Source organism: Brevibacillus choshinensis, assembly GCF_001420695.1.
In the GTDB taxonomy this organism is placed as follows: Bacteria; Bacillota; Bacilli; order Brevibacillales; family Brevibacillaceae; genus Brevibacillus; species Brevibacillus choshinensis.
The window spans coordinates 99,046-119,505 of sequence record NZ_LJJB01000010.1 but is presented as its reverse complement, the minus strand read 5'-3'; the positions used below and the strand labels follow the sequence as shown (position 1 = coordinate 119,505).

Genomic DNA, 20,460 nt, shown 5'->3' with positions numbered 1-20,460 from the left:
ATGGGAAAACACGTATTGTACATTGCGGGAAAGCTATTCCCAGTCAACTCTGGTGATGCGATCTACTCACTCGGTATTCTGGAGAGAATCACCAGTGCCGATAGCTCGTTTGATGTGCTCTCCTACCAATACGACGAGACAGATGTCGAAACCGATGAGTATCGCTACTATTCCACACTCTTTCGCCAGATAAGGCTGGTTCCGTATCACCCGACGAAATGGGAGAACTACAAGAAAATTCTCATCTATGGTGATAGCACCCAAAAATATTTACAGAGAATGATTCATGAAGCGGATCAACTCTTGTCACAGACTCACTATGATGTCATCATTCTCGATCATTTACGGATGTATTTTCTATATGAAACGATTATGAAGCACGTCGATCGTAAGCGGACCAAGCTCGTGCTCATCCAACATAACATCGAGCATCTGAACGCCCGAGAAGAAATCAGGTACCAGGCCCGGAGCAAAGATAAATGGAAATTGCGCCTACTCAATCGAGGGATTAAAAGGCTGGAGTATCAAGCGATTCACGCGGTTGACGATATCTGGGTCATTTCCGAGGAGGATAAAAAGCTCATTTCGGACATGGGAAAAGCCGCCAGTCAAATCCACGTGATTCCTCCCTACTACAATTACCCGACGATTAAAGAGAGAGAACACGTAGAACAGCCGTCCTACAAGCTGCTGCTCTTGGGCAGCATGGAATGGTACCCCAATGTGGTCGGGGCCGTTTGGTTCATCGAAAATGTGTTTCAGGAGCTCGTCAAGCTTGATGATCGCTACCGGCTATTCGTAGTCGGGCGTGATCCCAGTCCCCGGATTCAAAAATATCGCTCGGAGCAAATCGTCGTGACCGGAGCTGTCAAATCCGTGGACGAATACATTCGTAGCTGTGATTTTCTCATCGTCCCGAACACGCTGGGTGGCGGTGCGAAAATCAAGATACTCGAGGGGATCATGAAGGGTATCCCGGTACTGGCGACCAAAGAAAGCACGGTCGGTTACTCTGAAGACATTTTTGATGAAGATTTTTGTGTCAACCACCCGCAGACGTTTGTTCAAAAAATCATCCAGTTAAATAAGGACGCGACAAAGAAGGTTTCCTTTGTGAACAAGGCGAGAATCATCATTGCTGACAATCAAAAGCTGAGAGGCATTCTGGGCTAGTAAGCGGCATACGGACTAAGGGAGAAGAAGGGGGAAGTTGGAATTGCTGTTGACAGCGAAAGGAATGAGGAGTGTAGAGAGTGATCTGCAATCGTGGGAGAATCCGGATTATTCCTTCCGGTGGAGAGGTTTTCTCTACTTGCTGGGAATCCCACCCGGGGCTGCATCTGTTCGAGAGTTTTCTCGATTGGTAGCGTCGAAAGGAATCGATCGTGCATTGAAGGCGTTGAGGGGCCACTTCTTTATGGTGGTGAAGGAAAAACAGACGCACAAGTACAACTGCTTTACGGACAATAATGGCGGGTTTACCGCCTTTCATTCAAAATCAGCAGTTTCTACTTCATTTTTAGAGCTAGTCTCCTATCAGGGAGTGACTCCTTCTAGCCTAGACCGAGATTCCGTTCTGGAGTTTGTCAACTTTGGAAACGTGTTCTCCAATAAGACGCTAATCGAGGGCATTTCCCGGATTGATCGTAACCAGATCATCCGTTTTGGACCGAACGGGAAGAGTGTCCACTCCAAAAATTTGGCTCCGATCGATGCGGGAAAAGGTGATTTTGACTACCTCCAATTTTTCGAGAAGTTTGCTCAGTCCATCAAAGAGTATCGACTGAGTGTGGATTTGACAGGTGGAGTAGATTCACGACTGATTGCGGTCCTCTTGGATTACTTTGGCGTTCCCTTTGAAACGACTGTTTCCGGGATGGACGGTATGGAGGACGTCGAGATCGCAAAGGAAGTGGCTGCCGCCATGGGGACATCGCTGTATGTGACGCGTCCCAGTATTGACGGCTTAGAGGAAAGTATTCCGGAAGTGTTTCGGGTCAGTGACGGATTAAACGATGTCTTCAAGCATTATCGGTCGTTTCAGCATAATCAAAATCGGGTGAAAAGAGGCGTCGAACTTGCCTTGAGCGGTATTGGCGGCGAATTTCTAAAAGACGAATTATGGTTGCAGGATTTCCCGTTTTATACGAGCAAAACATCGCGGCTGGATCGCATGTTCACCATGTTTATGCTCCCCATCCCGTGCAAAAACGACTATTTTACCGGGGAGTATGCGGACTCGAATCAAAAGCTGCAAAACGGAACGATACATAACCTGGCCCGCTATGAAATGGACACAAACACCAAAACGTATGACAACATCTACTACTATTATGAGCTCCCTACCATTGGTGGTGGCTTTATCACCGCAGCCAACCGTGTGCTGCCCAGCTATGCTCCCATGATGGAGCTCGACTTCGTACAATTCGGCTTCAATTTAAAGCGACGAGAGCGGTTTTTCAATACCTTTCATCGCAAGACGATCTCCAAAGTGAATCCACTCATCTCCAGAATTCGAACATCAGAGGGCGGGATTTCCGTGTCGGCAGACAAGTGGGAAGTTGGCAAAGACATTCAAAAATATGTGTGGGACAAAGGGACTCGTCTCATGAAAGTGATCGAACGAAGGCTCTTTCATGGTTCTTATACAAGGCAGCCTGCTGATCATCCGGAATTGACCAATCGAATCCGGGAATCACGGTTAGCAAAGGATGCGATTGAGCTGTTAAAGGAGGAAAAAATCTTGCAAGGGAATGTTCAGTTGCAAGATATCCATGACGCCCATCTCAGTCATTTCTTATCGTTTTTTCTCTTTATGGAGTTCCTTCACTCTAACAAAGGGCAGTGTCATGGCACCTAATGCAGGAAGGAACGGATTACAAGCTAATGGGGGAGTATACTTGTTACTTACGCGTGAAGGGATAACGACAGACGATTCCGGATTTCACCGCTGGGAAAACGACAAGGCTGTTTTTTACTGGAAAGGCTTTTTGTATATACAGGGAGTTTTGGCGGGGCTGCCTTCTGTGCGGCATTTTGCGACGTTCTTTACCGAGTCGAACTTGGACCAGGACGTCCTGCATTTGAAAGGTAGCTACTTGATGGTCATGAAAGTCAAACAACTAAATCTGTATTACTGCTTCGTCGATTCGAGCGGTTGCCACGACGCTTTCTATACGGAGGATGCCATATCCAGTTCCTTTCTCACGCTGGCCGGGCACAAGAATCTGAACATCACCAAGATGAACCGTCAGGCGATTATGGAGTTTCTCAATTTTGGTCATTTGTTTGAAAATAAAACGTTCTTCGAGGAGATTCGAAAAATCGACAGTAATGAACTGCTCGTGTTCGACCGTCGAAAGGTCATGGTCAAACAAAAAAAGCTCACCCCCATCTATGATGAATCACAGCCAGCCGTAGATTTTCATGCGTTTTTTCAGCAACTATCCCAGTCCCTGCGTAATCAGCGGGTTAGCGTGGATTTATCGGGTGGAATCGACTCCAGGATGATCGGCGTCTTGCTTCATTATTATGGTGTCGATTTTGAAACGACCATCTCGGGTAGGGAAGGCATTCAGGATGTGGATATACCCAGAGAGGTAGCTAGCTTATTTGGAGTTTCTCTCCATGTGACCCACCCGATCTTGGATCATCTGGAGGAGGAAGTCGAAGAGCTGTTTCGGATCAGTGATGGCTTGAACGATTTTCTTAGGCACTATCGAACCCTTCAACATAACAGGAGCCGCGTCCAGCGAGGAATGGAAATTGCCATTACCGGAATCGGAGGGGAATTGTTCAAAGACTTTTTCTGGCTTCAGGATTTTCCTTTCTACGCCAGCAAAAAGGCAAACCTGAGTCGTCTTTTCCATACGCGGTTTCTCCCTATCCCTTGTGGTCATCACTATTTTGATGATTCGTTTGTTCCTCTCCAACAAACCCTTACCAAGCAGATGCTAGATGAGTTTTCCCCTTACGTGCTAGAGACCAATACCAAGACGTATGACAACATTTACTACCATTATCGGATGAAGTCGATCGCGGGCAAATATTTGACGGCCGCCAATCATGTGCTGCCAACATACGCACCTTTGCTGGACGAAGACCTCGTTCGATATGGATTTCAATTAAACAGAAGGGAGCGCATTTTCAACCGTTTTCACCGCAAAATCATTACTCATCTGAATCCCGAGGTGTCAAAAATCCGAACATCAGAGGGCGGAATCTCTGTCTCTACCGATCGACTGGAGGTGGCAAAGGATGTACGAAAATACGCGGTCAGTTATTCCAAACGGCTGATGAAAATGCTGGGAAGGAAGGTGCTCAAGAAAAGCTATACGTCAGACAGCCCAGAGCATCCCGAGCTATTCACGACGATCAGACAACTTCGCCATACCCAGGAGTCATTGAGCCTGTTAAAAGAGGTTCACATTCTGCATCCCGATTTGACGATCGATCAGATACACAATCAGCATTTGGGAAATTTGATTTCATTAGCGACATTGATCTTTTTTCTGGACAGAAAGAAAACAGAATCGAAAGGGCAGCAAGCCGGTCTCTGGGGAGAGAGACAGATGTCGATTCTTTCCCACTCGTAGTGAATTATTCGATAGAACAGGGTGAGTATGCATGCTGATCACGAGTGAGGGCATTACACAACTACAAACAAAAGAGCAGGTCTGGGAGGATGCCAACTATATCGTTGGCTGGAAAGGTTTTGTCTTTATTCTGGGAGTGGCGGCAGGAGTCGAGTCTGTCATGGCTTTTGTAGAAGAACTCCGAATGAGTAACATGATAGCAGCTGTCAAAATGTTAAAGGGCCACTTTTTTTTGACAGTCTACGACAAACAAGCGGATATATACTATGCGTTCATTGATAACAGTGGGGCATTCGAGGCGTTTCACATGGAGTCCGTCGTCTCGACGTCTTTTCTCACTTTGGCGAGGCAAAGTGGGTATGGCAAGGAGCGGGTGTCCAAAGAATCCATTATTGAATTCCTGAATTTCGGGAGCATCTACCATAACCGCACGCTGGTGGATGGCATTTTCAAGATCGACTGTAATGAGATTATCGTTCTTTGCAATCATAAAAAAACAATCCTCTCCAAGGAACTGGAAACCCTAGAAGATGCTTGTCCCAACGTAGACGTCATGGAATTTTTTCGATTGTTCAGCCAGTCTGTTAAACAGATGAAGGTAAGTGCGGATTTAACAGGTGGTGTAGATTCTCGGCTCGTGTGTGTGCTGCTCGATCATCATGGCGTTCCCTTCGAGGCGGCTATCACGGGCATGGAAGGGATCCAGGATGTCGAGGTTCCCAAGCATGTCGCCAAAGCGCTCAAGCACGAGCTGCATATTTCAGTGCCGTGTGTCGATCGACTGGAGCAAAACGTTCCGGAACTGTTTGAATGGTGCGATGGGATGAACGATCTGTTCAAGCACTATCGAACCTTGCCACATCACAAGAATCGGGAGGAGCGAGGAGTTGATCTCGTCATTTCCGGTATCGGCGGGGAATTTTTCAAAGAAAATATGTGGGTGCAAGACTTCCCCTTTTATTTACGCAAAAAGGCAAACATTCGCCGCTTTTTGCGGATGAGGATGCTGCAAATCAAGTGCAAGAGCGCGTATTTCGAGGGCGAATACAAAACGTTGAACGACAGCTTCGAAGATCGGGTGGTCCAAAAGCTGGGATGTTATCTCTTGGATACGAATACGAAAACGTACGACAGCATCTATTATCATTTTCGGATGAAAACAGTGGCTAGCACGTTTATTTCCGCGGCGAGTCATCTATTTGGCTGTTACTCTCCTTTTCTGGAGTATGATCTGGTAAGGTATGGCTTTCACTTGAAGCGCAGGGAGCGTTTTTTCAATCAGTATCATCGGAAAATGATTACGAAGTTAAACGCACCCGTTGCTAAAATCCGTACGGCTGAGGGCGGCATATCGGTCTCTTATGAAAAGATGGAAATGCTGAAGGATATGATCAAATACATTCGTAATCGGACGAGAAGAGCGACGAAGGTGTTGGGCCGCAAGCTCTTCCATAAAACTTATTTACAGGAAAGTCCGGAGCACCCCGAATTGTTCAGGACAATCAGAGGTATGCAAGTGACACAAAAATCCATTGCCCTGTTGAAGCAGGAAGGAATCTTGGACAATCAGCTGAAGATGAGTGAGATCCTGGATACTCATTTGGGGAACATGGTGACGATTGCCTTGTTCATGCGCTTTCTCGAGGGAGAGGACGTGCGGGGAGAGCAGGTAGATCTACAGGTTAGCAATTTGGCGGTGGCGACTGTATAGCATGGAGAAGGGGCGGGATCACTTGGATCTCGCCCCATTTGTATTGTCATCCGGCTTGCTTGGTTTGGCCATACGTTGTCAATTGCATTTCGGGGATAAGCGCGATGAGCTCCTGGAACTGCTGTGTGATAGAGGCTCCGCACAGATCGTTGATATTGCCGTTTTCAGAAAAAACCGGATGGCACATGATTTCTACAGATCCAGTCCGGTTTCCGCCATTTTTGTAGATGGCAATCATGTCCTCAAATTCTCCAAAATAGTTGACCCCGCGCAGTCCTTTTGACGACAGGATTCCGTTGTAGAGGGACTTGTATACTTTTTTCACTACAGACATGTCAGTACCGATGTTACGTGTCAAACGCAAGAAGGGAATATCTTCTTCTTTGAGAACATCCATAATCAATGTCCCGATCATGATTTCTGTATGTACGTGGTTGTGGGAATCAGCGTGTGTGAGTGGCAAGCCATGTTGACGACATCGGCGGATTTGCGCTCGGAGCTCATTGACCAGAGCCATTTTTTCATCCGCATTCATGGGGAGGAGTAGGTGAGGGAGCGTGTTGTTCTTCGGGAGAAAAAAACCATCGGCATCACAAAAGCGTGGGCATTCCCGGATGTCATCTGTCAACGGCATGCCCTCTGTCAAATTGATATGAAGCCCGATATAGTTTCGCAATTTTTGCTCGTGAGCTCTCTGGCAGGCGGCTTCGAAATTCGATCCATTCGCGAGGATCGTTGTGGAAGAAAGGGCACCGATCGAAAAGGTCTGGATGATAGCGTCGTCCGTGGAAGGGGACATGCCGAAATCATCCGCATTAATGATGATTTTCATACAGTCAACTCCTATTTCTCTTGCAGAAGGTTTCGGAAAAGGGGCGTTGGCAGAAGGAAGAATCGTTCTTTAATAAGAACAATATGAATCTATTATAGGACTACCAGAACTTCCAGTCAACGGCTTTTTGTTTCTGATAGACGCGGACATAGTCGATGTCATGGAATTGAGGAAACACGGTTGTTTCATCTGGCGAACCAGGCCAGTTTCCTCCAACAGCTGTGTTCAGGTATAAATAGGCGGGCGTGCTTTGGACATGCGAGGTAGAGGAGTATCGCTCGATTCCATCGATGAACCAGGTGATTTTTCCTGGCTCCCACTCAACGGTAAAGGTATGAAATGCCTCCGAGTAATCAGGACCTACGTAAGTACCCGTATACTGCTTCGGGATCCATCCCAGCCAGTGGTGCGTCAGGTAGATTTTGTTTGGCTCATGTCCGAGCATTTCCATAATGTCGATTTCATAAGGAGAAACGTGGTCGCTCGGAGGCATCCAATGGGCAGGCCAGATCCCTTGTCCCTTAGGAAGGCGTGCGTGTATCTCCACTTTACCGTATAGAAAATCATACTTGAATCTCGTTTCGAGCGCACCCGATGTGTAATTCAATCCTTTATAGCTTCGTTTATCTGTGCGAATGCTGAGGAATCCGTCTTTCACTGACACGGCTTCCGGGGTGTAGTATTCGAGTTCGTTGTTGCGAGGGGAGGCGACATCGAGCACATTCCATTTAGACCGATCCACAGTGGAGCCGTCGAATTCATCGCTCCAAGCCAGTGTCCACTGGTTTTCGTAATGATTCAACCGTTCTTTCACAATCTCATACAGAAGAGCTCCTAGGCAAATAAAAAGAAACCACAGAACGAGCCGTTGCCGGGCAAACATGGATTACCCCCTTGGATAAAAGTGTTTTGTTTCTACTATTCATTATAACGAACAAATTGTATTTTGAAAGGTTGAATTACCACTAGTGCGAAGAAGATGAACATTTCTATTTTTACCAAAACCAAGCACAGTCAAACAGAGTGATCGCCCTTTTTCAAAATGTTGGGTAAGCAGTCTAAGACTTGTCTATCCCTTCTGTCATAAGATAGTTCAGTTCCGATCGAAAGGAGGTACTCTTCATGGTTAGAAAAAAAGCAGCGAAGAACCTCAACTGGAGGCTGAAGAGGAAGGGTATTGCAGTATCCACTCAAAGACACGTGCATGAGTTCATTGGTAGCACCAAGCTCGCCGAAGAAGGCGATGAAAGGCACAACCACCGTTTCGCAGGGGTGACGGGGCAAGCGATCCGGAGAGGAAACAGTCACGTCCATATTATCCGTACCAACACGGATTTCTTCGACCATTTCCATCAAGTGCGGATTACGACTGGACCTGCCATTCATGTGGGTAATGGGAAACACATCCATTTTGTCAAAGGATCAACGACCTTTGAAGATGGGCACGTCCATGTATTCACTTTTGCAACACTGATCCAAAAACCGCTCATTTAAAAACAAACGCCTTTTCAAGTGATGACCGTCGGGAGTAAAGCGTGATACCCGAGTCTTCCTGGAAAGGCGTTCTGCATGTGTGGTTGCTATTTTGAATCAAACCAGAAAAAACAAATAGACCATCATGATGCCGACATCGGCCAGAATGTGACTGATCATGGAGCCAAAGATCGTGCGGTACCGATGTCGCAAATAACCCCAAACGATCCCTGCGAAAAAAACGGGAAAGACCATCAAAACATGATAGGGCCAGGCGAACAGAGGAATCACAGAGAGCAAATGATACAGGCTGTAAAAAAAGGCAGTAAGGAGAATGACAGTAGCGGGTCTTCTGCTTTCCGCCAGCTTCTGATGCATAAAACCTCGCCAGTAAAGCTCCTCCAATAGTGGATTAATGAACATCAAGATTCCGATAAGCCATACTGCTTGATTGCCGGAAAAATGCCACCGCTCCAACAGCTGTGTAAAGTCGTCTTGTTGAAAGAGGAAAGGATGAAAAAGAGATCCAGTCCAAAAGATCACAAGGAGAAAAAGTGCGCCGGACATGCTGCCCACGATCAAGTTCTTGCGATGAAGAACCAAACCAACGTAAGAAAGGGTGTCACGCCAAAGTTTTCCCTGCAAGAAATGCAAATCCAGGAATGGCACGAGTAGAAGCCAGCTATAAAAGAGAAGAAATGTGATCGGGACGCTGCTAAACAGTTGTAATCCACAAAAAATCATAATCGTTGGACCTAGAAATAAGAGGAGAAGGTACATAGGATCGCCACCAATAAGAAGAGTTTGGCATGTGCTGCCTACCCATCATCCTAACGGGAGCAATCTGATCGTAGAAGTACCTAATTTTCGTGGTACCTTTGTTCGGTCGATACAATTGTGTGCAAATTCTCAAAGTGATACGTAAATCTCATTTTGAGACGAATAAATCTCGAAATGAGACTGGGGAATCGAAATAAAGGTTGAATCTGCGTGGGATACGCTGGCATGCTCCGTGCTACTGAAAGAGAGTGGAAAGACACTACGTCGGAGGTATCGAGATGCCACAAGAAAAAACGATTCGAGCTGTGATAAACGCAAGAAATGTCAGGAATGCAGGTGGCGACGCCAACCGCTTACCGCCCTTTCTATCGACGGAAGCCTGTCGTTTGGCCCAAGCTTTTCACGAATCCTTTCCTATTTATGAGCCAACTCCACTAGTCATTCTGCCGTCATTAGCGCGGGAGCTTGGCGTCGGGCAGCTGCTTGTCAAAGATGAGTCACATCGATTTGGCCTCCATGCTTTTAAAGTTCTAGGTGCTGCTTATGCTATGGGGTGCTACTTATGTGAAAGACTGGGTCTTTCGATAGAGCAAGTCGATTTTGACACGCTTCGCTCAGAAGAAGTGAGGCAGCAGATTGGACCCGTTACCTTTGTCACCGCGACCGATGGAAATCATGGGAGAGCAGTTGCATGGGCAGCAGCACAGCTTGGCCATCAGGCAGTCGTCTATCTTCCAAAAGGCTCGTCACAGGAGCGAGTCGCTGCGATCCGCGAGGTGGGTGCCGATGCCCATGTCATTAACGGAAACTATGATGAGGCGGTTCGTCTCTCTGAAAAAGTGGCACGCGAGCGAGGCTGGCAGGTGGTGCAGGATACCGCGTGGAATGGGTACACAAAGATCCCGGCTTGGATTATGCAAGGCTATACGACGATGGCAGCGGAAGCCATCCGACAGCTGTCGGAGCAACTCCCCGAAAAAAAGCCCACTCATCTGTTTTTACAAGCAGGGGTAGGCTCGATGGCGGGTGCCGTTCTCGGATACTTTGTTCAACAGCTCGGTTCAGACTATCCGGTAACCGTAATTGTAGAGCCTCATGCTGCAGCTTGTATGTACATATCCGCTACGAGCGGAGACGGAGAGCCTCATGTCGTTTCAGGTGATTTACAGACGATCATGGCGGGCCTGGCATGCGGAGAGCCGAATCCGCTGGCGTGGGACATCTTGCGTGATTATGCAGATGCGTTTGTGAGCTGTCCCGACCATGTGGCGGCAACAGGGATGCGGATACTGGCCGCTCCGTCTGGTAGTGATCCCAAGATTGTAAGCGGCGAGAGCGGGGCAATTGGTTTGGGGTTATTGGCGGCAATCCTGCAAAAGGAAGAAGGCAGGCTTCTGAAAGAACAGCTGAGAATCCGTGAAGATTCGGTCATCCTCTGTTTTAGTACGGAGGGCGACACCGACAAGGAGCAATACAGGCGCATTGTCTGGGAAGGAGCCTGGCCTAGCGTATAACTACAGTCGATTATCGAATGAAACGGGAGGGCGAGCACATGCATATAACGATTGAACGCGATGAATTGGTTTCTTTGGTACAGGATCTCATTCGGATTGATTCGGTGAATCCATATCTGGACGCAGATGGTCCAGGCGAAAAGGAGATCGCTGAATTTATCAAGAAACGACTCCTAGAAAGTGGATTGGAAGTACGACTCGTGCCAATCAATGAGACGGCCGTCAATGTCATCGGTATTCTGCGAGGAAGTGGCAAAGGAAAATCGCTTCTCTTGAACGGCCATATGGATACCGTGAGTGCCAAACGGATGGCAATCGGACCATTCGAGCCGACGCATGAGGACGGCAAAATATACGGACGCGGCAGTCAGGACATGAAAGGCAGTCTGGGAGCGATGATTGCAGCGGTCGAAGCGATCAACCGGGCAAAGGTGCCTTTGGCAGGCGATGTTATTCTCACGTTCGTGGCAGATGAAGAGTACAAGAGCATCGGGACGGAGGCTCTGGTCAAAGAGTATCGTGCTGACGCAGCCATCGTATGCGAACCGTCCGATTTGGATATTGGCGTCGTACACAAAGGCTTTGCCTGGGTGAGCTGCGAGGTTAAGGGTAAGTCAGCACATGGTAGTCGCCCGGCAGAGGGTGTGGATGCTATTGTTCATGCTGGCAGGGTACTTCAGGAGCTGGATCGACTCTCTCAAAAGCTGAAGGAAAAGCAGCATGCTATCTTAGGCTCACCCTCCGTTCATGCATCGTTGATACAAGGGGGAACGGAATTGTCCACCTATCCGGATTATTGCCGTCTGGATTGGGAACGCAGGACGATACCAGGTGAGACTGAGCAAGAAGTGGCGCAGGAAGTAGAGGCGATTTTGCAAAAGCTCCACGTAGAGGATGAGAGCTTTCAGGCAAGTGCCGAACTCTTTTTCTGGAGGGAGCCGTACGAAGTTTCCACAGAAGAGCAGATCTTCGGCACGTTGGAAGCTGCTTGCCGCAACCGCTTGGGGCGCTCTCCTGGAATTACTGGCTTTTCCGGATGGACGGATGCCGCTCTGATCCAGGAGGCAGGGATTCCTACCGTACTGTTTGGACCAACGGGAGCAGGCTTGCACGGGGCGGTGGAATACGTGGAAACGGATAGCCTCGTAGATATGGCACATATCTTGGCGGAAACGATTTGTGAATATTGTGGCTAATGGAAATTTGGAGACGAGGTTCCCCTGCAACCACGGTATAATGGAGGCATAGGCATGAGTGAGAGGGGAATCCGTATGCCCTTGCATGAGATACAGGAAAGTGTACAACAGATCGCCTCGGCGATGGCCTCCGCATTGCGGGTAGAGGTGGAAATTGCCGATCATAACTTGATGCGGATTGCCGGTACGGGACGGACAGAGGCAGGAATCCTGCGTACGATGGCGGGAGAAGACCATGTGTACCGAGCGTCTTTGTTTGATGGGCGGCCAGTGGTCATTATGAATCCCGGTGCAGATGAGCGTTGTCGACCCTGCACGCATTTCGGCAATTGCGAGGAGACGGGAGAAATATGCTGCCCGATCACGTTGGATGGCAGGAATGTAGGAGTCATCGGGCTGCTCGCCTTTGATCAGGAGCAGCGACAACGCTTATTTGCGGATGTCGATGCCATCCTGCCCTTTTTACAAAAGATGGCGGAGCTGATTGCCAGTAAACTAAAGGAGCACCTCACCTACGTCGAGCAACAGCTGACGCTGGAAAAACTGCGTATCGTTATGGATGATCTAGACAAGGCTATGCTGACTGTGGATCAATCCGACCGGATCGTTCAGGCCAATCAGCGTGCTCGCCACTATCTGGGGATTGCTGATCCTTCCGAAAATGACAATAGAAGAAATACAGAGCAAGAGACGCAGTGGATCCAGGCTATTCGTCAGGCAGTGGACACAGGGGTGACACCGCAAAAGGTCGTGCTGCACGTCGGTAATTCGGACAAAGAGTTTTTGTTTTCAATCAAACCGATCCAGCTAGCAGGTACGACGAGAGAGTGGGTCATCATCCTGGATGATGTGCATGAAGTCGTAGCGATTGCCAGACAGGTCGGAGGCTTCCAGCATGAAGACGCTTTTTCACAAATTGTGGGCACCAGTCCGGCAATTACACAGGCAATTGATGTGGCGAGGCAGGTGTCAACGAGTGATTCCACCGTCTTGTTGACAGGAGAGAGCGGCACGGGCAAGGAGCTTTTTGCCGATGCCATTCATCAGGCTGGACATCGAAAGAAAGGCCCGTTTGTCTCCATCAATTGTGCGGCGATCCCGGAGCAGCTGCTGGAGAGCGAACTGTTCGGCTATGAGGATGGCGCATTCACCGGGGCTCGCAAAGGTGGAAAAAGAGGCTTATTTGAGGCAGCCGATAAAGGGACGCTTTTTCTCGATGAAATAGGAGATATGTCTGCCCATCTGCAGGTCAAGCTGCTGCGAGTCTTGCAGGAGAAACAGATCGCGAGGGTAGGCGGAGCGGGACGGGCGATCAGTGTCGATGTGCGAATCATTGCTGCGACCCATCGCAATCTGGAGCAATTAGTCGCTGAGGGTTCATTTCGGACCGATTTGTACTATCGCTTGCATGTCATTCCTATCCACCTACCATCCCTGAGGGAGCGTCGAGAAGACATTTTGACACTGGCAAATGGTTTTCTGCGTGCACACGGGGAACGGCTGGGCAAAGATCTACGAGGCTTTACCCAAGAGGCGCAGGCCATGCTGTTTCATCATGATTGGCCGGGGAATGTACGGGAACTGGCCAACGTGATCGAGTACGCGGTGAATCTGGAGTCGACCTTGTTGATCCAGCCTGAACGGATCTCCATTCCTGCCAAGAAAGAACAAGGTGTGGGAGTAGAAGAAGCGGAGGCGGTTGTTCCGCTGGACGAATTACTGAATCTGAAAGACAGAGAGCGAGCAGCGATTCGCCAAGCATTGAAGGTGGTTTCGCTAGCCAATCAGAGTAAAGAGGATGCGGCGCGTCTTTTGGGGATCAGCCGTGCCACTTTGTTTCGCAAAATCAAGGAACACAATCTACCGTAAATTAACAACACTGTATTTCCCTTGTGGTTGGCTACGTGATAGCCAACCTTTTTGGATTGGCGCTCTTTTTGTGGTATCATGACTCTAGCAATGCGATTTTTCATACTGGAGGGAGGATAGACACATGAAATTAAGAGAGATCGTAGGATGGGTCCGTTCTATTGGATTTGCTGTCATCTTCGCCCTGGTCCTCGGAATCTTTGTGTTCCAGCCATACAAGGTGGATGGTCATTCCATGGATCCGACCCTGCAAGACCAACAGCGCATATACGTGAGTAAACTAGCCCATACGTTCAACTATTTGCCGAATTATGGTGACATCGTCGTGATTGACAGTCGCGTAGAAAGAAATCGTTCCTTCCTGGACGATGTGACGAGTCATCCGCTTGTGGGTATGCTGACAGGCACAGGAGATGACCATTCCATGTACGTCAAGCGTGTCATTGGCAAACCAGGTGATGTATTGGAATTTAAAGATAGCAAGGTCTACCGGAATGGAAAAGCATTGAACGAGCCGTATATCAAAGAAACGATGGATTATGTAGCGGATGGTAAAATGACAGTCCCAGCAAATCACATCTTTGTGATGGGGGACAACCGCAACCATAGCACGGATTCCCGGGAGATTGGTTTCATCCCGGTCGATCACGTGATGGGAACGATGATCGAAAATCCATTTACATCGTAATAAACGAGGGTTGTCCGAACGTGGGCAACCTTTGTTTTTGAATCGTATGTCGCAATCTTCTGCCAAAGTAAAGGAGGGTTCTGCATGCCCAGCATCTTGATCGCGGACCGTGATGCCAATGAACGAATCGGAATCGGCTGGTTAATTACGAGCTGCGCCATCCCATACGATCAGGCCTATGCGGCAGCTACAATGGCAGAAGTCATTGAATGCATGGAGTCCCATAGGCCTGATGTGCTTTGCCTGGAATTAGACATGATCGGACGTGGAGAGTGGGAAACGCTCAAGCTACTGGTCGAGCAATATCGACCGCTCGTCCTGGTCATGACGGCGGAAGCGACTTTCGAGCGAGCGATGCAAGGGATCGAGCTGAATGCACGTGACCTGTGGCTGAAACCACAGACGCCGGAGACGATCAGGCGGGTCCTGACGAGGTATTGCCAGGAAAGAAACGATGGCAAGATGGTCGGGTGTGAGGCGCAAGGCAAGGCGGGCGGAGTCGATCCGGTTTCTTATCTGGAGTTGTTTTTTCCCAAGCAAAAGTCGTCAAGGCCATACCCACTTTTACTTGCCCAACTGGAAGATTCCAATCGACACCCGGAGCTTTTGCGTTTCTTGGAAGCGTACCCATTTCGTGAACCGCCGATTTTGCTTCCGTTGAGCGACGCGATTGTCGGGATTTTTTCTGTGGAGGATTCGGATCCCTTGCCACATCTACAACAAGTGGGAAAAAGACTGCTTCGGGATTGGGAAGCCACTTTTGACGATCCACTGTCACTGGTCATGTACCATTCCGATACCCCTCTGGAGGATTTGAACCAAACGTATATCGATGCGAGCCAAGCTCTGCACATTCGTTTCTTTAAAGGCTACCGCCAAGTCTCCGTTGTCAGGAATCGCATCGCTTGGACGATGATAGATCCCTTCTTGAGTCCTTCGGAGCAGAGATCCTGGATCGATATGCTTCACGATGGAAATAAGGAAGAGCTCAAGCAATGGATGTACCGTCAATTCTTTTACAAGGAAGAGCCATATCCGGAGCCAGGGTTGCTGCGTATTCGACTAACCAGTATTTTGGCGCAGGTGAGGCGATACATGAAGGCGCATGGATTGGATCACGGGAAGGTAGAAGAAGGCTACCACCGCGTATTCGAGACGATCCTGTATTCCCCGATCTTGTATCGGATCGTGCAGGAGCTGCTGCTGTTTATTTACTCGCTGATTGACTCGGTTCATCACCAAAAGGAAGAGGCTCGAGTAGATTTGATCGAGCTGGCGATCCGCTATATAGAAGGTCGCTACACCGATCCAGATTTGCGACTGGAAGACGTAGCGCGTCATGTGGATCGGAGCCCTGCCTACTTTAGTACCCTGTTGAGTAAAAGACAAGGCATATCGTTCCGTCAATTACTGAATAATTTACGAATGAAGGAAGCACAGCGGCTTTTGCTGGAAACTTCTTTGTCTGTTCAAGAGGTGGCTATGCGCACTGGATTTGTAAACCCGAATTATTTCAGCAAAATTTTTAAGGAAAAAACGGGGACAACCCCTCGTTTATTGCGAAATCAAAAAAAAGTATAGAAATCGAAAAAAAAGAGTGATCATTCGGGGCAATGACCGTTGGTTGCTCCTCTTTCATCGAAAGAACTGGCACCATTTCGAAAGGGAGGTGCCTTTTTTGTACTTTTTTTCTTTTCTATACTGAGAGTAAGAAAGATTCTGGAGAAAAGAAGGTGGACAAGATGACAATGACACAAACGCAAACGATTCAACAGATGATTCAAGACTTCTCCGGTACGAAACTGCACACGAAAGGCTGGGTGCAGGAAGCAGCATTGCGCATGCTGTTGAACAACCTCAACCCGGATGTCGCCGAGCGGACGGAAGATCTGGTCGTATACGGTGGGATTGGTAAGGCAGCTCGTAACTGGGATTGTTTTGATGCTATTGTCAAAACATTGAAAAATCTAGAGAGTGACGAAACGCTCTTGGTTCAGTCTGGCAAACCAGTTGCGGTTTTCAAAACACACACAGATGCACCTCGCGTATTGCTGGCAAACTCCAACCTTGTCCCTGCATGGGCGACGTGGGAGCATTTCCATGAGCTCGATAAAAAAGGCCTGATGATGTATGGACAGATGACGGCTGGTAGCTGGATTTACATCGGCAGCCAAGGCATTGTGCAAGGAACGTATGAGACGTTCGCTGAGCTGGGTCGTCAGCACTTTGAGGGAACGTTGGCCGGTACGATCACCGTCACGGCAGGCTTGGGTGGAATGGGGGGCGCACAGCCACTAGCGGTTTCTTTGAACGGTGGCGTCAGCATCAACATCGAAGTCGACCCGACCCGGATCCAGCGTCGTTTGGACACCAAGTATCTTGATGTGATGACTGATAACTTGGGTGAAGCTATCCGATTGGCACAAACAGCCAAGGAGGAGAAAAAAGGAATTTCCATCGGCTTGTTAGGCAATGCACCTGAAGTACTGAACGCAATGCTGGCTCGTGACTTTATCCCGGATGTCTTGACAGATCAGACGTCTTCACACGATCCGTTGAATGGTTATATTCCCATCGGCATGAGCCTGGAGGAAGCGGCAGAGCTGCGCGTTCGTGATTCCAAAGAGTACGAGGTGCGTTCGAAAGCGAGCATCGCCGAGCACGTTCGTGCCATGCTGGCCATGCAGGAAAAAGGAGCCGTCACGTTTGACTACGGCAACAACATTCGGCAAGTGGCGAAAAACGAAGGGGTAGAAGACGCGTTCCGTTTCCCAGGCTTTGTTCCCGCATACATCCGACCACAATTTTGCGAAGGAAAAGGTCCTTTCCGCTGGGTAGCACTGTCCGGTGATCCGGAAGATATTTATAAAACAGACGAAGTCATCCTCCGAGAGTTTTCCTATAACACGCATCTGTGCAATTGGATTCGCATGGCGCAGGAACGTATTCAGTTCCAGGGCTTGCCTTCGCGTATTTGCTGGCTCGGCTATGGGGAGCGTGCGCGTTTCGGAAAAATCATAAATGACATGGTCGCACGTGGCGAGCTGAGCGCTCCAATCGTCATCGGGCGCGATCATCTGGACTCGGGCTCGGTAGCGTCTCCGAATCGCGAGACAGAAGCGATGAAGGACGGTAGCGATGCGGTGGCAGACTGGCCGATCCTCAATGCAATGGTAAATGCGGTAGGTGGAGCTAGCTGGGTATCGGTGCACCACGGCGGAGGTGTCGGCATGGGCTATTCACTGCATGCAGGAATGGTGATTGTGGCGGATGGTACTCCTGAAGCAGCGAAGCGCCTTGAGCGAGTACTGACGACAGATCCAGGCATGGGCGTCGTCCGTCACGTGGATGCAGGCTACGACTTGGCGATCCAGACAGCAAAAGAAAAAGGTGTACACATCCCGATGATGGAGGAGTGATCTCAATGACCAGACCCGTTTGGATTCGCCACGCTAGCCAGCTCGTCACGCTGGCTGGCGGTTCTTCCTCGCCAGTCGTGGGTGGACGAATGAATGAATTGTCGATCATCGAAGACGGTAGCGTTTGGCTGGAAAATGGTCGCATCGAGCGCGTCGGAACGGATGCGGAGATGGAGGAAGTGTACCGTGACCGCGCAGCGGAAGCGGAGATGATCGATGCATCAGGACGCTTGGTAACGCCAGGGCTGATCGATCCACACACTCATCTGGTGCATGCTGGCACTCGCCAAAATGAATTCAACATGCGGCTGGGTGGCGCTACTTATATGGAGATCATGAACAACGGTGGAGGGATTCACGCCACGACGGCTGCCACGCGAAATGCTTCTCATGAGCAGCTGTATACGGAAAGCAAGAAGCGTCTCGACCTGTTTCTTTTACATGGGGTCACAACTGTCGAAGCGAAAAGTGGGTATGGTCTGACGCTAGAGGATGAAATCAAACAGCTCGAAGTGGCAAAGCAATTGCACGAAGAACACCCGGTCGATCTCGTCAGTACTTTTATGGGAGCGCATGCCGTCCCTAAGGATTACCGGGAGAATCCGGATGCTTTCGTCGATCTGGTGATCCAGGAGATGATCCCGGAAGTGGCCCGCCGCAAGCTTGCTGAGTTCAACGACGTCTTTTGCGAGCGGGGGGTATTTACTCCGGAGCAGTCGCGTCGCATCTTGGAAGCGGGTGTCTTACACGGGCTTTTGCCGAAGATTCATGCGGATGAAATCGAGCCGTACGAAGGCGCGGAATTGGCTGCAACGATCGGAGCGGTATCTGCTGACCATTTGCTGCGCGCATCGGATCACGGTATTCAGCGAATGGCTGAGGCAGGTGTCATCGCGGTCCTCTTACCGGGAACAGCCTTTTTCTTGATGGCGGAGTCTGCAAATGGACGCAAAATGATCGATGCGGGAGTAGCTGTCGCCATTTCTACGGATTGCAATCCAGGATCTTCGCCAACCGTATCGATGCCACTCGTCATGAACCTTGGTTGCCTCAAAATGGGGATGACACCGGCAGAAGTGCTTACAGCAGCAACCATTAATGCAGCTCACGCGATCAAGCGTGCTCATGAGATCGGTAGTATCGAGGTAGGCAAACGTGCAGATATTACGGTTTTTGATGTACCAGACTTTATGACTCTACAGTATCGGTATGGGGTGAACCACGTACATACCGTGATCAAAAAAGGTGCGGTCGTTGTGTCGGGAGGGGCATTGGTGTGAAGAGCTACCCCTATCCTCTTCTGAAGCCTCCCAGCTTTGCCTGGGACAGAAGCGCTGCTCCTGCGGAACCAAAAGTAAACGAATGGATCGAAACGCTGGAAGTGGCGCATGCGGATCAAACCGATTGGTCGGCTGTGGATGCAACCATTCTAGGGATACCTCTGTCACGCTCGTCCATCTCGGCTTCTGCTGCCAGTGAAAATCCGGATGCGATGCGACGGGCGTGGAAGTATTTTACGACCTACAATCTGGATCATGATGTCGACCTGAGTGAGATGCGCGTGGTCGATCTGGGCGATGTCCGTCAGCACGTCACGGATATTGCCCGGTGCCACCAAAATATTCGAGAAGCGATGCAGGCGATGCGCACCCATCATCCGCAGGTACTTCCTGTGATGATGGGCGGCGATCACTCGATTACAGCGATGCTGATCAAAGGCTACAAGGATGCTCATCCACATGACCGAGTCGGTATCCTGCAGCTCGACACGCATTTTGATCTGCGTGATTTAGCTGATAACGGGCCTTCCAACGGCACTCCTGTACGCAACTTGATTGAAAGTGGAACAGTCAAGGGCGAGGATGTCCACAATATAGGTCTGCACGGATTTTTCAATGCGCGTTCGCTCAAGACATATGCCGATGAAGTGGGCGTTTGTTATACGACGCTGCGAGAAGCACGCAAACAAGGTGTCGCGCAAACGGTCAAGGAAGCACTGGAGTCGCTCAGCCAACGAGTGGATGCGATTTATTTGACTGTGGATATGGATGTCCTCGATAGCAGCTATGGTCCTGGTGTTCCCGCATCGACACCTGGCGGGATGAGCAGTGATGAGCTGTTCGAAGCGGTGCATGTCGCAGGCTTGTGCTACAAAGTGAAAGCGATGGATATGGTTTGCCTCGATCCTTTCAAAGACCGGGGAGAAGCGACGGTCAAAACAGCAGTCCATGTGATGCTTTCTTTTTTGACAGGGTACAAGCAAAGATTGAAGTGAAAGACAGAGAAACCGCCTGAAAAGGCGGTTTCTTTTTGTTGTGGACAAGACAAAAAATCTTGCGAAAAGGTTGGTGAGCCATGGTAAAATCAGACATACTCCTGATTG

At 49.3% G+C, this 20,460-nt stretch carries 16 protein-coding genes; 13 read left to right on the top strand and 3 right to left on the bottom strand.

Translation table 11 applies throughout. The annotated features are described in order from the left end of the window. From AN963_RS10925 to AN963_RS10910, 4 genes are read left to right on the top strand one after another with little or no spacing between them, the layout of a single operon-like run. Positions 1-1,173, top strand: a complete 1,173-nt coding sequence (locus AN963_RS10925) for a glycosyltransferase family 4 protein (protein ID WP_055744635.1) — start codon at positions 1-3, stop codon at positions 1,171-1,173. Between the two features lie 43 nt (positions 1,174-1,216). Continuing rightward, a complete protein-coding gene (locus AN963_RS10920; RefSeq protein ID WP_055744634.1) occupies positions 1,217-2,860 on the top strand; it encodes an asparagine synthase-related protein in 1,644 nt (547 codons plus the stop codon). Between the two features lie 40 nt (positions 2,861-2,900). After that, positions 2,901-4,595: an asparagine synthase-related protein gene (locus AN963_RS10915; RefSeq protein ID WP_055744633.1), complete on the top strand. Its 1,695-nt coding sequence runs from the start codon at positions 2,901-2,903 to the stop codon at positions 4,593-4,595. Between the two features lie 31 nt (positions 4,596-4,626). After that, a complete protein-coding gene (locus AN963_RS10910; protein WP_055744632.1) occupies positions 4,627-6,306 on the top strand; it encodes an asparagine synthase-related protein in 1,680 nt (559 codons plus the stop codon). Positions 6,307-6,352: 46 nt separating this feature from the next. Here the strand turns inward: AN963_RS10910 and AN963_RS10905 are convergent, their stop codons facing one another. Next, positions 6,353-7,138: a carbohydrate deacetylase gene (locus tag AN963_RS10905; RefSeq protein ID WP_055744631.1), complete on the bottom strand. Its 786-nt coding sequence runs from the start codon at positions 7,136-7,138 to the stop codon at positions 6,353-6,355. A gap of 100 nt (positions 7,139-7,238) precedes the next feature. Then, positions 7,239-8,021 carry a glycoside hydrolase family 16 protein gene (locus AN963_RS10900; RefSeq protein WP_055744630.1) on the bottom strand — a complete coding sequence of 261 codons (783 nt, stop codon included), beginning with the start codon at positions 8,019-8,021 and terminating at the stop codon, positions 7,239-7,241. 239 nt (positions 8,022-8,260) lie between these two features. Here AN963_RS10900 and AN963_RS10895 point away from each other — a divergent pair, with 239 nt between their 5' ends. Then, positions 8,261-8,632 carry a YmaF family protein gene (locus AN963_RS10895; protein ID WP_055744629.1) on the top strand — a complete coding sequence of 124 codons (372 nt, stop codon included), beginning with the start codon at positions 8,261-8,263 and terminating at the stop codon, positions 8,630-8,632. 96 nt (positions 8,633-8,728) lie between these two features. Here AN963_RS10895 and AN963_RS10890 read toward each other — a convergent pair whose 3' ends face one another. Beyond that, positions 8,729-9,256 (bottom strand): CPBP family intramembrane glutamic endopeptidase, encoded by a 528-nt coding sequence (locus AN963_RS10890; protein WP_236707949.1) that lies wholly within the window; start codon positions 9,254-9,256, stop codon positions 8,729-8,731. A gap of 413 nt (positions 9,257-9,669) precedes the next feature. Between AN963_RS10890 and dpaL the strand changes: the two genes are divergently transcribed. The 8 genes from dpaL to AN963_RS10850 all read left to right on the top strand — a co-directional run bounded on the left by dpaL (position 9,670) and on the right by AN963_RS10850 (position 20,352). Beyond that, on the top strand, positions 9,670-10,905 hold the full coding sequence (gene dpaL, locus AN963_RS10885; protein WP_083496910.1) for a diaminopropionate ammonia-lyase: 1,236 nt from the start codon (positions 9,670-9,672) through the stop codon (positions 10,903-10,905). Positions 10,906-10,943: 38 nt separating this feature from the next. Next, on the top strand, positions 10,944-12,101 hold the full coding sequence (locus tag AN963_RS10880) for an ArgE/DapE family deacylase (RefSeq protein ID WP_055744627.1): 1,158 nt from the start codon (positions 10,944-10,946) through the stop codon (positions 12,099-12,101). A 54-nt stretch (positions 12,102-12,155) separates the two neighbouring features. Further along, a complete protein-coding gene (locus AN963_RS10875) occupies positions 12,156-13,970 on the top strand; it encodes a sigma 54-interacting transcriptional regulator (protein WP_236707948.1) in 1,815 nt (604 codons plus the stop codon). A gap of 124 nt (positions 13,971-14,094) precedes the next feature. Beyond that, the gene (gene lepB, locus AN963_RS10870) at positions 14,095-14,658 is read left to right on the top strand and encodes a signal peptidase I (protein ID WP_055744626.1); all 564 of its coding nucleotides are present in this window, start codon (positions 14,095-14,097) and stop codon (positions 14,656-14,658) included. A gap of 84 nt (positions 14,659-14,742) precedes the next feature. Beyond that, on the top strand, positions 14,743-16,239 hold the full coding sequence (locus tag AN963_RS10865) for a response regulator transcription factor (protein WP_055744625.1): 1,497 nt from the start codon (positions 14,743-14,745) through the stop codon (positions 16,237-16,239). Between the two features lie 167 nt (positions 16,240-16,406). Further along, the gene (gene hutU / locus AN963_RS10860) at positions 16,407-18,077 is read left to right on the top strand and encodes a urocanate hydratase (RefSeq protein WP_055746249.1); all 1,671 of its coding nucleotides are present in this window, start codon (positions 16,407-16,409) and stop codon (positions 18,075-18,077) included. Between the two features lie 5 nt (positions 18,078-18,082). Next, entirely contained in the window at positions 18,083-19,357 is a 1,275-nt protein-coding gene (hutI, locus tag AN963_RS10855; protein ID WP_055744624.1) for an imidazolonepropionase, read from the top strand. Then, the gene (locus tag AN963_RS10850) at positions 19,354-20,352 is read left to right on the top strand and encodes an agmatinase family protein (protein WP_055744623.1); all 999 of its coding nucleotides are present in this window, start codon (positions 19,354-19,356) and stop codon (positions 20,350-20,352) included. The genes hutI and AN963_RS10850 overlap by 4 nt, the downstream gene beginning before the upstream one ends. The last annotated feature ends 108 nt before the right edge of the window (positions 20,353-20,460 follow it).

What these genes read in the sequence shown, in the direction of transcription:
- AN963_RS10925 (WP_055744635.1), top strand. Translation starts at nt 1, where the DNA reads ATGGGAAAACACGTATTGTACATTGCGGGAAAGCTATTCCCAGTCAAC.
- AN963_RS10910 (WP_055744632.1), top strand. Translation starts at nt 4,627, where the DNA reads ATGCTGATCACGAGTGAGGGCATTACACAACTACAAACAAAAGAGCAG.
- AN963_RS10905 (WP_055744631.1), bottom strand. Translation starts at nt 7,138, where the DNA reads ATGAAAATCATCATTAATGCGGATGATTTCGGCATGTCCCCTTCCACG.
- AN963_RS10900 (WP_055744630.1), bottom strand. Translation starts at nt 8,021, where the DNA reads ATGTTTGCCCGGCAACGGCTCGTTCTGTGGTTTCTTTTTATTTGCCTA.
- AN963_RS10895 (WP_055744629.1), top strand. Translation starts at nt 8,261, where the DNA reads ATGGTTAGAAAAAAAGCAGCGAAGAACCTCAACTGGAGGCTGAAGAGG.
- dpaL (WP_083496910.1), top strand. Translation starts at nt 9,670, where the DNA reads ATGCCACAAGAAAAAACGATTCGAGCTGTGATAAACGCAAGAAATGTC.
- AN963_RS10880 (WP_055744627.1), top strand. Translation starts at nt 10,944, where the DNA reads ATGCATATAACGATTGAACGCGATGAATTGGTTTCTTTGGTACAGGAT.
- AN963_RS10875 (WP_236707948.1), top strand. Translation starts at nt 12,156, where the DNA reads ATGAGTGAGAGGGGAATCCGTATGCCCTTGCATGAGATACAGGAAAGT.
- lepB (WP_055744626.1), top strand. Translation starts at nt 14,095, where the DNA reads ATGAAATTAAGAGAGATCGTAGGATGGGTCCGTTCTATTGGATTTGCT.
- AN963_RS10865 (WP_055744625.1), top strand. Translation starts at nt 14,743, where the DNA reads ATGCCCAGCATCTTGATCGCGGACCGTGATGCCAATGAACGAATCGGA.
- hutU (WP_055746249.1), top strand. Translation starts at nt 16,407, where the DNA reads ATGACACAAACGCAAACGATTCAACAGATGATTCAAGACTTCTCCGGT.
- hutI (WP_055744624.1), top strand. Translation starts at nt 18,083, where the DNA reads ATGACCAGACCCGTTTGGATTCGCCACGCTAGCCAGCTCGTCACGCTG.